The sequence below is a fragment of the Rhodococcus sp. NPDC019050 genome, assembly GCF_055664235.1.
Map to the genome: position 1 here is coordinate 410,751 of NZ_JBVOON010000001.1, position 14,972 is coordinate 425,722.

Below are 14,972 nucleotides of genomic sequence, written 5' to 3' on the forward strand. Positions count from 1 at the left end.
ATGCATCGCAGAAAGGAACGGGACCAGCCCGGTCAGCCGTAGAGCCGAGCGAACCTGTCGAGAGAGGTCTGCAGGTCACCCTGAAGCGCTCGTGCCACCCCGGCGCCGATCGGCCCGAACAGCGGCGCTCCCCCGAGGTCGATCTTCATCGTCAAGCGCGATCGGTCACCGGTGGCCGTGACGGCGAGACGCATCGAGAACTTCGTCCCCGCCTTCCCCGTTCCACGGAGCACCACGTGATGTGGTGCGTCGAGTTCCACGACGGTCCAGCTCACGCGATTGCGCATGCCCTTGACCGACACCACCGACTGAAGGGTCGTGCCCGCGGTGAGGGTGTCCGGCAGTTCGCTGCGCCAGCCGTCGTGGATGGTCAGCCACTCGTCGAAGGTCTGCAGCCGGGATGCCTTCTCCCACGCGCGGTGCGGATCCATGGGGAGTTCCGTCGAGACCTCGAGTTTCGCCATGAGCGGCAGCCTAGACGACAGATGTCGTCGCGCCACCCCACGGCGAAGGCCCACCCCGTTCGGGATGGGCCTTCGGTTCCGGCCGGGCGGGTAACGCAGAGTCAGTGGGAGACAACCTTCTCCACGCCGACACCGGTGAGCGAACGAACTTCCATCTCGGCCTGCTTGTACGGATCCTCCGGCTTTCCGCGGCCCACGTAGGTGCCGACGATGCCGAGCAGGAAGGCCAGCGGGATGGACACGATGCCGGGGTTCGACAGCGGGAACCAGGAGAAGTCCGCATTCGGGAACATCGCGGACGGGCTTCCCGAGACTGCCGGCGAGAAGACGATCAGCACCAAGCAGCTGATCAGGCCACCGTAGATGCTGAACAACGCGCCCGTGGTGTTGAACTTCTTCCAGAACAGCGAGTACAGCAACGTGGGAAGGTTCGCCGAGGCGGCAACCGCGAAGGCGAGGGCCACCAGGAAGGCGATGTTCTGTCCCATCGCGAGAATGCCGAGGACGATGGACACCAGGCCGATCACCACGACGGTGATCCGCGAAACGCGCACCTGCTCGTCCTCGGTGGCGTTGCCACGCTTGATGACGCTCGCATAGATGTCGTGGGCGAACGATGCCGACGCGGTGATCGCCAGTCCGGCGACCACGGCAAGAATCGTGGCGAACGCGACCGCCGAGATCACGGCCAGGAATACGGTGCCGCCGAGTTCGAACGCGAGCAGCGGCGCAGCGGCGTTCTCCTTGCCCGGAGCGGCGAGGATGACGTCGGGACCGACGAGGCTGGCGGCGCCGTAGCCGAGAACCAGCGTGAACAGGTAGAAACCGCCGATGAGCGCAATCGCCCACGTCACGGAGCGACGGGCTTCCTTCGCGGTGGGCACCGTGTAGAAGCGCATCAGCACGTGTGGCAGGCCGGCGGTGCCGAGAACCAGGGCGAGGCCGAGGGAGATGAAGTCGATTCGCGACATGTCACTGATGCCGTACTTCGCACCCGGTGCGAGCACGTCGCGCTGGGCGACCGCCTCGTTCGCCGAGCCCGACACCATTGCCTGGGCGTCGGCCAGGAGCTGAGAGAAGTTGCCGCCCACCGAGACCAGGACGAGCACGAACATCACGCCGGCACCCGCGATGAGGAGCACCGCCTTGACCATCTGCACGTAGGTCGTGCCCTTCATGCCGCCGATCAGCACGTACGTGATCATGAGAACGCCGACGACCGCGACGACGACTGCCTGACCGGTCTTGCCCTCGATGTCGAGCAGAAGTGCGACGAGACCACCGGCACCGGCCATCTGGGCGAGCAGGTAGAACAGCGAGACCGCGAGGGTGGACAGCGCGGCGGCCATGCGCACGGGCCGCTCCTTGAGCCGGAAGCTCAGCACGTCCGCCATCGTGAATCGTCCCGTGTTGCGCAGGAGTTCGGCGACGAGCAGCAGTGCGACGAGCCACGCGACCAGGAAGCCGATCGAGTAGAGGAAGCCGTCGTAGCCGTAGACCGCGATGGCGCCTGCGATACCCAGGAACGACGCCGCCGACAGGTAGTCGCCGGCGATGGCGAAACCGTTCTGCGGACCGGAGAACTGTCCGCCGCCGGTGTAGAAGTCGGATGCCTTCTTCGTGGTCCGGCTGGCGCGGATGACCAGACCCATCGTGACGACGACGAACGCGAGGAAGATCGCGATGTTGAGGAGCGGGTTACCGATGTCGGTGGTGCCCTGCGCGAGAAGGCTCACTGCTGCGGTCCTTCCAGTTCGGTGCGGATCGCGGCGGACCGGTCGTCGAGTTCACGACCGGCGAACTTCACGTACACCCCGGTGATGACGAACGTGGTCAGGAACTGCGCCAGGCCCAGCAGGAGTCCGATGTTGATGTTGCCGAAGACTTTGGTGGCCATGAAGTCCGTCGCGTAGGTGGCGAGCAGAACGTACAAGCCGTACCAGGCCAGGAAGAACGCCGTCACGGGAAACACGAACCGCCGCAACCGGCTGCGCAGTTCCTGGAACTCGGGGCTTTCCTGCATGTCGACGAACTCCTGCGGCGTCGGAACACGCCGCTGGGGTACGTCACTCTCGCTGGGAGGTGCTGAGGTCACTGCCGACTCCTTGGTCGTACGTGTGATGTGTGGTGGTTGCACACGTTAATGAGACGACGGTCACACAGAAAAGGGGCACGCGGCGACGGCACGCTCAACTGTCGTGCGATGCGCCGAACGGTCGGCTCACTGCGACGAGCGGCGGTCGCCGAATGCGCCGAGCTCGCGATCGCGGCCCATGCCCAGCCGCTCGGGGGCGTGCATCCGCGAGAACGAGCGGCCCACGTCGTCCGGGATCCGCGCTCGCGTAGCGAGACTCACGGCGATCATCGTCACGAACGCGAGCGGCACACTCGCCGCGGCCGGATATTCCGAGAGCACCGCCGGCCAGCCGTGCAAGGTCTCCGGATCGAACCGCACCAGGATGGACATCAGGGCGGCACCACCCGCGACAGCACCACCGACCACCATGCCCGCGGCGGCACCCACCGCAGTCAGTCCGCGCCACCAGATCCCGAGAACGAGCAGCGGACACAGCGTGGAGGCCGCGATCGCGAACACCTGCCCCACCGACCGCGACAGGTCCAGCGAGGTCACCGACAGCGCCAGCACCAACGGCACGACCCCCGCGAGCACCGCCGCGATCCGGAAGTCACGAACCCGTCCTCGCAGCACGTCGGTGGAGAGCACCCCCGCGACACTCACCAGCAGACCCGACGACGTCGACAGGAACGCCGCGATCGCCCCCGAGGCGACGAGCGCGGCGATCAGTTGACCTCCCCAGCCGGAGAGCACCGAACCGGGCAGCAACAGCACCGCGGCGTCGGACCTGCCCGTGATGAGCAGTTGCGGAACGTACAGCCGGGCGAAAACGCCGAGGACGGTCGGGAACAGGTAGAACACGCCGAGCAGCCCGATCACGGCAAGCGAGGTCAGGCGCGCCGCACGACCATCGGGGTTCGTGTAGAAGCGGACGAGTACGTGCGGCAAGCCCATGGTGCCCAGAAACGTCGCGAGCATCAGCGAGTACACCTGGAACAGCGGGTGTGCACCGCCCGCACCGATTCCCGCGCCGGGTGCCGCCCAGGTGTCGTTGTCCGACGGCGCGCCGGCCACCACGGGGACCGGAGACCCCGCCTCGAGCACCAGTTCGGTGTCGGCACCGAATTCGTGCTCCCCCGGCAACAACTCGACGACACCGGAGACGGGGTTGCCGTCCACCTCGCCCCGCACCGTGACGGTGAGGGGATCGGCGACCTGCACGACGACGTCGACGGTGATGTCCACTGTGGTGGTGTCGGTGACGGTCGGCGGAACCGGAGCGTCCACCGCACGGTGATTGCCGACGAAATGCAGCGTCAGCACCAGAGCGGGGAGCGCGACCGCGGTGAGTTTGAGCCAGTACTGGAATGCCTGCACGAACGTGATCGACCGCATGCCGCCACCGACCACGTTGGCGACGACGATGATGCCGACGACCGCGACCCCCACCCAGTCCGGCACCCCGAGAAGGATGTTCAGCGTCAGCCCCGCGCCCTGGAACTGCGGGACGAGGTAGAGCACGCAGATGATCGCGACCACCATCATCGACAGGGTGCGCAGCCACCGTTCACCGAGCCGGAACTCCGCGAAATCCGGCACCGTGTACGCGCCGGAGCGTCTCAGCGGGGCCGCGACGAACAGCAGCAACCCGAGATACCCGGCGGTGAATCCCACCGGGTACCAGAGCGCGTCGACGCCGAACTTGGCGACCAGTCCGGCAACACCCAGAAACGATGCCGCGGACAGGTACTCCCCCGAGATGGCGGCGGCGTTCCACCGCGGGCCCACGCTGCGGGACGCGACGAGGAAGTCGGAGGTCGTGCGCGCCATCCGGACGCCGTAGATTCCGATCGCGACAGTCGCAACGGCCGCGGCGACGAGGCCCACGAGGGTGGCCACGGGAATCGGCTCGGTCATGCGGCGCCCGTTTCCCTCACGGCGTCAGTCGTCGGTCAGGTCGGTGAAGTCCTGCTCGTTGCGTTCGGCGAGCCGTACGTAGACCCACGCGATACCGAGCAGGACGGGATAGCCGACGACGCCGAGCAGAATCCACGGCAGCCGGACCCCCAGCAACGTCACGTCCGACAGTTGCGGCAGAAGATGGAGCAGCACGGGGATCGCGCCGAGCAGGCACACGGTGGCGAGGGCGACGCGGATCGCGAGGCCGAGTTGGGCCCGGACGAGACCGCGCACCATGGCGTCGCCGACCTCGGTCTGCTGCTGTACCTCGGTGCGGGTCCGGACGATGCGCGCGCCGCGCCGTTGCGCGAGCACCACGCGCTCCCGCGGGGGCGGTGGCCCGCCCGCTGCGGTGCTCACCGCGACGTCCAGGACTGCATCGGGCCGCGGATGAGCCGATCCTTCAGTTCGCGGGTGTGACGACGGCTGACCGGCAATTCCACGGGCGGCGCATCGCCGTTGCCCTTCAGGCAGACCACCAGCCCGGAACCGACGCTGCGAATCCCGGTGACCAGCGGCAATGCGACGAGGAACGACCGGTGCACCCGCAGGAACCCGGCGTCGGCCCATCGGTTCTCGAGTGTCGAGATGGGAATGCGGACGAGATGCGAACCCGTCGCGGTGTGCAGCCGCGCGTAGTCGCCGTCGGCCTCCACCCACTGCACCGACGACCTCGGCACCAGGGTGGTGACCCCACCGAGTTCGACGGGAATCACCTCGTCCCCCGGCGACGTCTCCGGCGTGCGGGCCGCACCGGATCTGCGACGTTCGACGATGCGCTGCACAGCCTGGGCGAGTCGCTCCTCCCGCAGCGGTTTGAGCACGTAGTCCACGGCGCCGAGATCGAACGCCGACACGGCCCGGTCGTCGTGCGCGGTCACGAACACCACTGCCGGTGGGGTCGCGAAGTTGCGGAGGATGCCGGCGATCTCCAGACCGTCCAGGCCGGGCATGTTGATGTCGAGGAACACCGCGTCGACCCCGCCGTCGCGCAACAACCGCAGCGCGGTCGTCGCGTCGCTTGCAGTGTGGACGCGAGCGATGTCGTCCTGCGCACGCAGGAGGTATGCCAGCTCGTCGAGAGCGGGTGGTTCGTCGTCGACGGCCAGTACGGTGAGTGTCTCTGCATTGTCGTTCACGGCGGACCTATCGTGCCACGTCGGGAGGCCGTCACGGCCGGATACCCGCACGGAACTTCGGCACCCGCATACTCACCTTCGTGCCCGCGCCCGGCGCGGTCTCCACCACCAGACCGTAGTCGTTGCCGAACGCGGCCCGCAGCCTGTCGTCGACGTTGGCGAGCCCGACGTGCGCGGATTCCTTCACGCCGCTGCCGTGCTCGCTCTCGGCGATCGAGTCGAGGGTGCCCGAGCGCAGCAACTCCGGGTCCATGCCCACACCGTCGTCCTCGACACTGATGACACAGTCGGTGCCCTCGTCGGCTGCGGTGATGGTGATGGTGCCGGCCCGGGTGGCGGTCCCGGCGATCCCGTGCCGCACCGCGTTCTCGACGAGGGGTTGCAACGCGAGGAACGGCAGCGTCACGTTGAGCACCTCGGGCGCGACCTGAAGGCGCACCTCGAGCGCGTTGCCGAATCGCGCGAGTTCCAGCGTGAGGTAGCGGTCGATGTTCCGCAGTTCGTCGGCGAGCAGCGTGTACTCCCCGGTGGCGCGGAACGAGTACCGGGTGAAGTCGGCGAAGTCGAGCAGCAGTTCGCGCGCCCGGTCCGGATCCGTGCGCACGAACGAGGCGACCGTGTTGAGGGCGTTGTAGATGAAGTGCGGACTGATCTGCGCACGCAACGCCCGTAGTTCGGCCCGATCGAGCCGGGCCCGGGACGCGTCGAGTTCGGCCAGTTCGAGTTGGCTGCACGCGTACCGCGCCACTTCGGTGATCGCACCGAGCAACGCGGGACCGGGGGTCGTCGTCGTCACGACCCCGAGCACCCCGGCGACACCCACGTCCTCGATCACGAGGGGCTGGGCGATCAGTGCCCGCGCTGCAAGGTCCACGGAGCCGAGCGCGAGATCGCGCTGCCCGACCAGGACGCGCCGTTCCTCCGCGACGGCGCGGGCCGCGGCGTCCTGCATCCGGTCCGCGAGTGCATCGAAGGGTCCGTCCCACGCGAGGAGGGTGCCGTCCGGGTCGACGAGCGCGACGGCCTGCGCCTCGGCCAGCAACTTGCGCAGGTGCGGGGCCGCTTCCGTCGCCGACGAGGCGTCGAGGCCGCGTCGCAGCGGCCGCGCGGCGAGCGATGCCGTGTGCAAGGTGGCGTGCACCGCGCGCTCGGCAGGGGTGGTGACCACACGACGGGTACGCGCCCATACGGCAACGAGTGCGGCGGCCGCCAGCGTGGCCACGACCGCGAACGCGAGGAGGACGGCCCCGTTCACGTCTCGTCCGTGCGCTCTGCGGTCACGGAGTCCGGCGATTCGATCATGGGCCTACGCTACGGCGAGCACCGCCGGCGGGCGGGACGATCCACCGGCGCGCACGGGCGGGCGGTCCGGTCAGTCTCTGCCACGACGCTCGACGCGCTCTTCGGCGGCGGCTTCCTCGATGTCCAGGCTCTCGAGTTCGGCGCGCAGGCTCTCGTCGTCGAGTGTGCCGTCGTCGCGCGCCGCGATCAGGGCGGTGCGCTGAGCGCGCAGCACGGCGCGCCGGAACTCGTCGAACATGGCACCGGCGTCGACACTTTTGTCGGTGTCGTCCTCGGACTCGACCTGTCTTGCGTCGATGCGCGCCTGGACGGATCGCCGGACGCGTTCGAGGATGTGGCGCACGGCGTCCGGATCGAACCCGCTGGGCGGATCCTTCTCCAGACGGCCGATTTCTTCTTTCGCGGCACCGGCCGTGATGGTCCGGGCGAGTTGACGTTGTTCCTCTGCGCGGAGTCGTTCGTACGGGTCGACGACGTCGAGCCGCCGGATCAGCATCGGCATGGTGGCGCCCTGAATGAGCAGCGTGCCCACCGCCACGACCAGCGCGGCCAGGTGGATGAGCTCCCGTCCCGGGAACGGCTCCCCAGACCCGAGGACCGCCGGCACACCGCCGGCTGCGGCAAGGGTGACGACGCCGCGCATCCCCGCCCACGACACCACGATGTGCTCGCGGTACGTCAGCGGGTCGCGGCCGAGGCGGGTGAACCCGGCCGTGCGCACCGCCCGGCGGCGACCCCAGTTCAGAAAGCCCCAGATCGGGCGGACGAGTATGACCACCGCCAGCACCGCAACGGAATAGAGCAACACCGGCACCACGTCGAGGCCGGTGTCGGCCACTTCGTCCAGGACGAATTTCAGTTGCAGGCCCATGTAAGCGAAGACGAACATTTCGAGCAGGATGTCGACGCTCTCCCACACGAAGCGTTCCTGTAACCGCGTGGTGACCGCGGTGTCGGTGGCCCGGTGCCCGATGTACAGGCCCGCCGCGACCACTGCGAGTACCCCGGACGCGTGGATCTCCTCGGCGACGAGATAAGCCGCGAACGGAAGGACCAGCCCGAGAGCAGTTTCCAGCGGCGAATCGAACATGCGGCCGCGGACCCAGTGCACCACTGCCGCGAGGACCAGACCCACCGCGACGCCGCCGACGACTCCGTATGCGAAGAACAGCACCGGTGAATCGGCGAACACCGGGGTCCCCGCAACCATGGCGATCGCCACCGCGAACAGCGTCAGTGCGGTCGCATCGTTGACGAGTCCTTCACCGGTGAGGATGGAGATGACGCGTTTGGGCAGTCCGAGTTTCTGCCCCACCGCGACCGCGCTGACCGCGTCGGTGGGCGCAACCACCGCCCCCAGGACCAGCGCGGCACCGAACGTGAGGTCCGGAACCAGCCAGTTCGCGAAGAATGCCACCGCGAACGCCGTCGCCAGCACCGTGACGATCCCGAGTCTGAGGATCGGTGCGAGATAACGCCGGAACGTGGGAACGGAGAACTTCAGAGCCGCCGAATACAGCAACGGGGGCAGGACGACACCGAGAAGCACGTCCGGTGCCAGTTCGAGACGCGGCAGGCCGGGAAGGAACGACGCGATCGCACCGATGGTGACGAGAACCAGTGGGCCCTGGAGGTTTCCCCGGTTCGCCAGTCCGGTCACGGCGATGGCTGCAATGACGACGAGGAGGATCATGGTCCCGTTCACGGGACCGATTCTCCCCCTAGTTCGCCCGTGACGAGCACGCGCCGGTCACATCGTCAGTCGGTGCCGAGTGCCTTCTTCACCGCACCCTGCGCGGAATCGACCTGTCCGGCGAACTTGCCGCCGGTCTTGTTGTCGGCGACGTCACCGATCTTGTCGACGACCTGATTGACCTTGTCCCGGTTCTCGGCCGCGAACTGCCTGCCCTTGTCGACGATGCCCTTGACGTTGTCCATGAATCCCACGCGCAAACCCCTGTTGTCCGATGATCGAGTGTTCCCGATCGAGCGAACAAAAGGGTGTCACAGCGCCGCTCGGTGGAGAGCGGGCGGTCCTTATTGTGTGGGCCCCGACGGCGTGGCCGGCCCGGGACCACCCTCTGGGCGGGGACCGGGGTCGTGGCCGGGACCGGGACCGGGACCGGGACCGGGACCGGGACCGGGACCGGACTCGGGGTCGGGCCGGACGACAGGGTCGGGGTTCGGCGGAGGTGTGCCGGGCGGCGCTTCGCCGGTACCGAGACGCTTCCGTGCCGCGTCCTGCGCCTTGTCGATGTGCTGGGAGTACTTCCCGCCGGTCTTGGAGTCGGCGACATCGCCGGCTTTCCGGATGTACCCGTCGATCTTGTCGGAGTTTTCCGCGGCGTATCCCTTGCCTTTGCCGAGGAGTCCCTTCACGGTGTCCATGAATCCCATGGCCTGTCCTTCCGTTGGACTACGACCAGCGTGCCACAGGTCACGGCGCCCCGTGGAGGTCCTCTCGGGATGCGAACAGGCGCCGCCGCTCGCCGTGGATCCTGCCGGTGACCCACCAGCTGACCTCGACGAGAACCATGCCGATCAGACCGCACGTGAACGCGATGGTGGTGTCGGCGAGGTTCGACGGGTCGAGCGCGAAGAACTCGCGGAGGAACGGCACGCTGAACAGCACCACGTACCCGAGTGCCGCCGCGACGATCAGTGCGACCTTCCACCACTGGTACGGCCGCGCCACCACCGCGAGCACCCACAGCGCGATCATGATCAGCGTGATGAGCGCCGATGTTCCGCCCTGCACCTTCTGCACTTCGGTCTGGTCCGGCCCGGCATAGACGAGCAGGTAGCAGACGAAGGTCGCAACGCCGACGATCACACCCGACGGGATGGCCAGGCGCATCACGCGGGGCACGAATCCCGGGCGGGCACGCTCGTTGTTGGGGGCGAGCGAGAGCAGGAACGCCGGGATGCCGATGGTGAACCACGCGGCGATCGTGACGTGCCTGGGCAGGAACGGGTACGGGAGCGGATCGAAGTCGAACACCGTCGCCAGCACGCCCGAGATGCCGATGAAGAACGCGAGCAGCACCGAGTACACGGTTTTGGTGAGGAACAGATTCGAGACGCGCTCGATGTTGCCGATCACCCGGCGGCCTTCACCCACCACGTAGGGCAGCGTCGCGAACTTGTTGTCGAGCAACACGATCTGCGCCACCGACCGGGCCGCGGGGCTGCCCGAGCCCATCGCGACTCCGATGTCGGCATCCTTGAGCGCAAGGACGTCGTTGACGCCGTCACCGGTCATCGCGACGGTGTGGCCACGCGACTGCAGCGCACCGACCATCGCCCGTTTCTGGTCGGGCCGCACGCGCCCGAAGGTCGTCGACGCTTCGGCGATGTCGGCGAGTTGCTCGCGATCGTCGGGCAGGGTGCGGGCGTCGACCGGGCTGTCGCCGTGCGGCAGGCCGAGCGACGACGCGACCGCGCCGACGGAAACCGCGTTGTCGCCGGAGATGACCTTGACGTCGACGTGCTGGTCCGCGAAGTACTCGAGGGTGGCCTTCGCGTCGGTGCGCACCCGCTGTTCGAGGACGACGAGAGCAACCGGTTCGACGGTGCCCGGTGCGAGTGCGTCGTCCACGGGACGGTCGCTGCGGGCGAGCAGCAGCACGCGCAGGCCCTGGGCTCCGAGTTCTTCGGCGCGCCGCGCGGCCGGTGTTCCGGAGTCGAGGAGCACGTCGCTCGCGCCGAGCAGCCAGTTGCCGTGTGCGCCGTACGACTGGCCGCTCCACTTCTTCGCCGAGGAGAACGGTGCGATCGCCGTGGGCTTGCCCCAGTCCGGACCGTCGGGAAACGCCTCGGCGATCGCGAGCACGCTCGCGTTCGGGCGGGGGTCGTCACAGGCGAGGGCGGCCAACGCGGTCCGGGCGGCGTCGAGATCTGTCCCGTCGGAACCGTCGTGGCCCTCGACGAGTTCGACATCGGCGAGCCGCATCCCGTTCTCGGTGAGGGTTCCGGTCTTGTCGGCGCAGACGATGTCGACGCGCGCGAGTCCCTCGATTGCGGGGAGTTCCTGCACGAGGCACTGGCGGCGTCCCAGTCGCACCACACCCACCGCGAACGCGATGGACGTCATGAGCACCAGACCCTCGGGGACCATCGGCACCAGCGCGGCCACCATGCCGCTGAGCGACGGGCCGAGAGCCTCGCCGCTGGAGAACAACTGGTTGTAGATGATGAGCAGACCCGCCGGGATCATCAGGTAGGTGATGAGCTTGAGGATCTTGTTGATGCCGGCGTTCAGCTCGGAGTGGACGAGGGTGAACTTGCTGGCTTCCTCCGCCAGCCGCGCCGCATACGCGTCGCGCCCGACCTTCGTCGCCCGGTAGGCACCGGTCCCCGACGACACGAAGCTGCCCGACATCACCGATGTCCCCGGGTCCTTGTGCACGGCGTCGGATTCACCGGTGAGCAAGGACTCGTCGAGTTCGAGCCCGGCCGACTCCACGACGGTGCCGTCGACGACGAGCTGATCGCCGGGACCGAGTTCGATGATGTCGTCGAGCACGACCTCGCGCGGGGGCAGCTCGCCGCTGCTGCCGTTGCGGCGCACGACCGGCCTGGTCTGGCTGACGATCGCGAGTTTGTCCAGGGTCCGCTTGGCGCGGACTTCCTGGATGATGCCGATGGAACTGTTCGCCACGATGAGCAGGCCGAACATGCCGTCGACGATCGAGCCGGTCGCGAGCACGATCAGCAGCAGGACGCCCAGAATCGCGTTGATCCGGGTGAAGACGTTGGCACGGACGATGTCCTTGACCGAACGGGACGCGCGGTCGGGGACGTCATTGGTCTGCCCGCGGGCGACTCGTTCGGCGACCTGTTCGGTGGCCAGCCCGTGCTCGAGATATGCGGGGTCGTCGGTGAGCGTGTCACTCGTCTCGACTACCGCGGTGGGCTCTTCTCCTGCCATAACCAATGAGCGTATTCCACCGGGCGGCGCCCCTGTTCCCCCGGAGGCTGCGTCAGCCGAGTGGGATCCACCACGGGTCGCGCGCGACGGGGCGGAGAGCGTCGATCCGCTGGCCGGGCATCGGCACGGCAGTCGCGACGCCCACCTCCTGCGCAGCCGGGAGCAGGCGCGCGATCGGCTCGGACCACGAGTGCAGGGCGAGGTTGAACGTCCCCCAGTGCACGGGGACGAGCAGGCTGTCGCGACGCTCGGTGCCGCCGAGGTCGAGGTGCGTGCGCACGGCTTCTTCGGGGTCCATGTGGACGTCGGGCCAGCGCCGGTCGTACGCGCCGACGGGCAGCAATGTCAGGTCGAACGGCCCGTACTTGTCGCCGAGGTCCGCGAAGCGCCGCGTGTAACCGGTGTCGCCGCCGAAGAACGCGCGGCGGGTCGGACCGGCGATCACCCAGGACGACCACAGAGTGATGTCGCGCTGCAGACCGCGGCCGGAGAAGTGCCGGGCCTCGGTGCACGTGATGCGCAGACCGTCGATCTCGACGTGCTGATCCCAGTCGAGTTCGACGATCCGGTTCTCGGCGACCTTCCACCGTCGCAGGTGGGCACCGATCCCCAGGGGCACGACGAACCGGGCCTCGGGCTGCAGGGCGGCGAGGGCTTCGACCGTGACCCGATCGAGGTGGTCGTAGTGGTCGTGCGAGATGACGATCGCATCGGCGGCGGGCAGCGCCTGCAGTTCGACGGGCACGGGATGCATCCGCTTCGGGCCGACGGTCGGCGACGGGGAGACCCGGTCGCTCCACACCGGATCGCAGAGCACCCGGTAGCCGTCGATCTCGAGGAGGGCACTGGAATGCCCGAACCAGGTGACGGCGAGTTCTGCGGCGTCGACCGGCGCGAGCGACGGTGCGAGGGGCACGTCGCTGCGCGGGGTTCCACGGGAGCCACGGGTCAGCATGTCCTTCAGCAGACCGCCGCTGTCCTCGGGCCCGAGGACGGACGCGGGATCGGTGTTGTGGAACCGCCCGTCCCGATAGTGGGGCGACCCCGCGGCATAGGGACGGATATCGGCGACCGACGCACCGATGGAACTCGGCATACCCCGTGCGGCCCGTGCGAACCAGAGCACGCCCGCGCCGGCCAGCGCGGACGAGGCGGCCTGCCGGGCCCTCATCGGCCGCGGAAGATCGGATCGCGGCCGCCCGCGCGGGCAAGCCTGGCTTCCTGGGCGTCCTCGCTGAGCCACGCGGCGGCCAGGGCTGCCGTCTGCTCGGGTGTGCTGTCGTCGCGAGTGCCGTCGTCGTTGAGGAACAACTTCTGCGCCCGAAGCGACAGGGGTGCGAGTTTCGCGATCTCCTGCGCCCACTGCTGCGCCGCCGCGAGGTCGCCGATCTTGTTGGCGAGGCCCCGGGCCAGCGCTTCCTCTGCTCCGATGGGCTCGGCAGCGAGGAGCACCGTCCGGGCCGGTCCTCCGCCGACGAGCGAGGCGAGTCGTCGCACCGTCCACCGGTCCACCGAAATCCCGAGGCGTGCCGCGGGCACCGCGAACCTGGCGCCCGGGGCGACCACCCGCAGATCGGAGGCCAGCGCGAGTTGGGTGCCGGCACCGATGGCGGGCCCGTTGATCGCGGCGATCACGGGAATCGGCGCGTTCTCGATCGTCTGCAGCATCTCGCCGAGGTTGTCGAGGAATCCGGCGGCGTACACGTCGCCCGAGAGGTCGGCGCCGGCGCAGAAACTGGTTCCGCGGCCGGTGATCACGATGACACGGGCGTCGTCTACAGCCTGCTCGACCGCGTCGCGGATCTCGATGCACAGCTGCGAGTTGAGCGCGTTGCGACGCTCTTCGCGCTGCAACTCCAGGGTGACGACCTCACCGCGGCGGTTGATCCCGATCATGTATGTGGCACCTTTCGTCACTGCACAGCGATCATTCCATTGTCTCGTCCGCGCCGCGCGACTCCTGCGCGCGGGGTCGTCCCGGACCGCGGATCCGGCCGACGCCGCGCGGAGTCCGTCCGGCGTCGGCCAAGGCCCGGCGCAGGAGGAATTCGATCTGTGCGTTGGTACTGCGCAGCTCGTCGGCGGCCCAGCGCGCGAGCGCGTCGTGGACCGCCGGGTCGAGCCGCAACAAGATCTTCTTGCGTTCGGGCATGCCGAATTCCCTACTGGTACAACGATCCCGTGTTGAGGACGGGCTGGGCGCTCTGGTCGCCACAGAGGACGACGAGCAGGTTGGAGACCATCACCGCTTTGCGATCTTCGTCCAGCGTGACGGTGTGCTCCGCTTCGAGGCGCTCGAGCGCGGTGCCGACCATGGACACGGCGCCCTGCACGATCTGTTCGCGGGCGGCGATCACGGCGCCGGCCTGCTGACGGCGCAGCATCGCCTGGGCGATCTCGGGTGCGTAGGCCAGTTGGTTGATGCGGGTCTCGATCACCCGGACGCCCGCCGACTGCACGCGGGCATGCACCTCGGACGACAGCTTGGTGGTGATCTCATCGGCATTCTGTCGCAGCGACATCTCTTCGGGCGCACCGCCGTACGGGTAACTGCCCGCGATGTGGCGCACTGCCGCCTCGGTCTGGACGGCCACGAACTCCTCGAAGTCGTCCACGTCGAAGACCGCGCGTGCGGTGTCCTCGACCTGCCACACGATGACCGCAGAGATCTCGATCGGGTTGCCGTCGGCATCGTTGACCTTGGCCTTGGCCGTCTCGTGGTTGCGGATGCGTGTGGTGATCTTGCGGCGCGAGTTGAGGGGGTTCATCCAGCGCAATCCCGGCTCGCGCAGCGTGCCGGCATACGACCCGCCGAGCAACTGGAGGACGCGGGCCTCGTTGGGCTCGACGAGAACCAGACCCGCGAGAAGTGCGGCTGCGACGACTGCGACGACCGATCCCACGACGAGCAGCGGAACGTTCTCCTCGACTGCTGCCCAGATGATCAGCGCGGTGGCCGCCGCCAGGACGACGAGTCCGACACCGAGCACCGGCCAACCGTTGGCCGAACGTCCCGGGCGTTCCGACGACGTGGTGGACTCTGCTGTTTCCGTGGCTATCCCTTTCGGCACGAACGCACTCGCGAACGTGATGACAAAGTG

At 68.3% G+C, this 14,972-nt stretch carries 15 protein-coding genes; all 15 read right to left on the reverse strand.

Going from position 1 to position 14,972, the window contains the following annotated elements; translation table 11 throughout:
• Positions 1-32: 32 nt before the first annotated feature.
• Positions 33-464, reverse strand: a complete 432-nt coding sequence (locus AC0B44_RS01955) for a type II toxin-antitoxin system Rv0910 family toxin (RefSeq protein ID WP_471901233.1) — start codon at positions 462-464, stop codon at positions 33-35.
• Between the two features lie 101 nt (positions 465-565).
• The gene (locus AC0B44_RS01960; RefSeq protein ID WP_471901234.1) at positions 566-2,200 is read right to left on the reverse strand and encodes a solute symporter family protein; all 1,635 of its coding nucleotides are present in this window, start codon (positions 2,198-2,200) and stop codon (positions 566-568) included.
• A complete protein-coding gene (locus tag AC0B44_RS01965) occupies positions 2,197-2,559 on the reverse strand; it encodes a DUF485 domain-containing protein (RefSeq protein ID WP_471901235.1) in 363 nt (120 codons plus the stop codon). The genes AC0B44_RS01960 and AC0B44_RS01965 overlap by 4 nt, the downstream gene beginning before the upstream one ends.
• 126 nt (positions 2,560-2,685) lie before the next feature.
• Positions 2,686-4,458 (reverse strand): sodium/solute symporter, encoded by a 1,773-nt coding sequence (locus AC0B44_RS01970; protein WP_471901236.1) that lies wholly within the window; start codon positions 4,456-4,458, stop codon positions 2,686-2,688.
• A 24-nt stretch (positions 4,459-4,482) separates the two neighbouring features.
• Complete coding sequence (locus AC0B44_RS01975) at positions 4,483-4,872, reverse strand: hypothetical protein (protein WP_471901369.1); 390 nt, start codon at positions 4,870-4,872, stop codon at positions 4,483-4,485.
• Positions 4,857-5,639: a LytR/AlgR family response regulator transcription factor gene (locus AC0B44_RS01980; protein WP_471901237.1), complete on the reverse strand. Its 783-nt coding sequence runs from the start codon at positions 5,637-5,639 to the stop codon at positions 4,857-4,859. The genes AC0B44_RS01975 and AC0B44_RS01980 overlap by 16 nt, the downstream gene beginning before the upstream one ends.
• A 31-nt stretch (positions 5,640-5,670) precedes the next feature.
• The gene (locus AC0B44_RS01985; protein ID WP_471901370.1) at positions 5,671-6,861 is read right to left on the reverse strand and encodes a sensor histidine kinase; all 1,191 of its coding nucleotides are present in this window, start codon (positions 6,859-6,861) and stop codon (positions 5,671-5,673) included.
• Between the two features lie 150 nt (positions 6,862-7,011).
• Positions 7,012-8,646, reverse strand: a complete 1,635-nt coding sequence (locus AC0B44_RS01990) for a Na+/H+ antiporter (RefSeq protein ID WP_471901238.1) — start codon at positions 8,644-8,646, stop codon at positions 7,012-7,014.
• 53 nt (positions 8,647-8,699) lie between these two features.
• Entirely contained in the window at positions 8,700-8,879 is a 180-nt protein-coding gene (locus AC0B44_RS01995) for an antitoxin (protein WP_471901371.1), read from the reverse strand.
• A 99-nt stretch (positions 8,880-8,978) separates the two neighbouring features.
• Entirely contained in the window at positions 8,979-9,338 is a 360-nt protein-coding gene (locus tag AC0B44_RS02000) for an antitoxin (protein WP_471901239.1), read from the reverse strand.
• A gap of 40 nt (positions 9,339-9,378) precedes the next feature.
• On the reverse strand, positions 9,379-11,871 hold the full coding sequence (locus AC0B44_RS02005) for an HAD-IC family P-type ATPase (protein ID WP_471901240.1): 2,493 nt from the start codon (positions 11,869-11,871) through the stop codon (positions 9,379-9,381).
• A gap of 52 nt (positions 11,872-11,923) precedes the next feature.
• A complete protein-coding gene (locus AC0B44_RS02010; protein WP_471901241.1) occupies positions 11,924-13,042 on the reverse strand; it encodes an MBL fold metallo-hydrolase in 1,119 nt (372 codons plus the stop codon).
• A complete protein-coding gene (locus AC0B44_RS02015; protein ID WP_471901242.1) occupies positions 13,039-13,767 on the reverse strand; it encodes an enoyl-CoA hydratase in 729 nt (242 codons plus the stop codon). Before AC0B44_RS02015 ends, AC0B44_RS02010 begins: the two co-directional genes overlap by 4 nt.
• Positions 13,768-13,798: 31 nt before the next feature.
• Positions 13,799-14,023: a type II toxin-antitoxin system antitoxin gene (locus tag AC0B44_RS02020; RefSeq protein WP_471901243.1), complete on the reverse strand. Its 225-nt coding sequence runs from the start codon at positions 14,021-14,023 to the stop codon at positions 13,799-13,801.
• A gap of 10 nt (positions 14,024-14,033) precedes the next feature.
• On the reverse strand, positions 14,034-14,930 hold the full coding sequence (locus AC0B44_RS02025) for an SPFH domain-containing protein (protein ID WP_471901372.1): 897 nt from the start codon (positions 14,928-14,930) through the stop codon (positions 14,034-14,036).
• Positions 14,931-14,972: the final 42 nt, after the last annotated feature.

What these genes read in the sequence shown, in the direction of transcription:
- AC0B44_RS01955 (WP_471901233.1), bottom strand. Translation starts at nt 464, where the DNA reads ATGGCGAAACTCGAGGTCTCGACGGAACTCCCCATGGATCCGCACCGC.
- AC0B44_RS01970 (WP_471901236.1), bottom strand. Translation starts at nt 4,458, where the DNA reads ATGACCGAGCCGATTCCCGTGGCCACCCTCGTGGGCCTCGTCGCCGCG.
- AC0B44_RS01995 (WP_471901371.1), bottom strand. Translation starts at nt 8,879, where the DNA reads ATGGACAACGTCAAGGGCATCGTCGACAAGGGCAGGCAGTTCGCGGCC.
- AC0B44_RS02000 (WP_471901239.1), bottom strand. Translation starts at nt 9,338, where the DNA reads ATGGGATTCATGGACACCGTGAAGGGACTCCTCGGCAAAGGCAAGGGA.
- AC0B44_RS02005 (WP_471901240.1), bottom strand. Translation starts at nt 11,871, where the DNA reads ATGGCAGGAGAAGAGCCCACCGCGGTAGTCGAGACGAGTGACACGCTC.
- AC0B44_RS02010 (WP_471901241.1), bottom strand. Translation starts at nt 13,042, where the DNA reads ATGAGGGCCCGGCAGGCCGCCTCGTCCGCGCTGGCCGGCGCGGGCGTG.
- AC0B44_RS02015 (WP_471901242.1), bottom strand. Translation starts at nt 13,767, where the DNA reads ATGATCGGGATCAACCGCCGCGGTGAGGTCGTCACCCTGGAGTTGCAG.
- AC0B44_RS02020 (WP_471901243.1), bottom strand. Translation starts at nt 14,023, where the DNA reads ATGCCCGAACGCAAGAAGATCTTGTTGCGGCTCGACCCGGCGGTCCAC.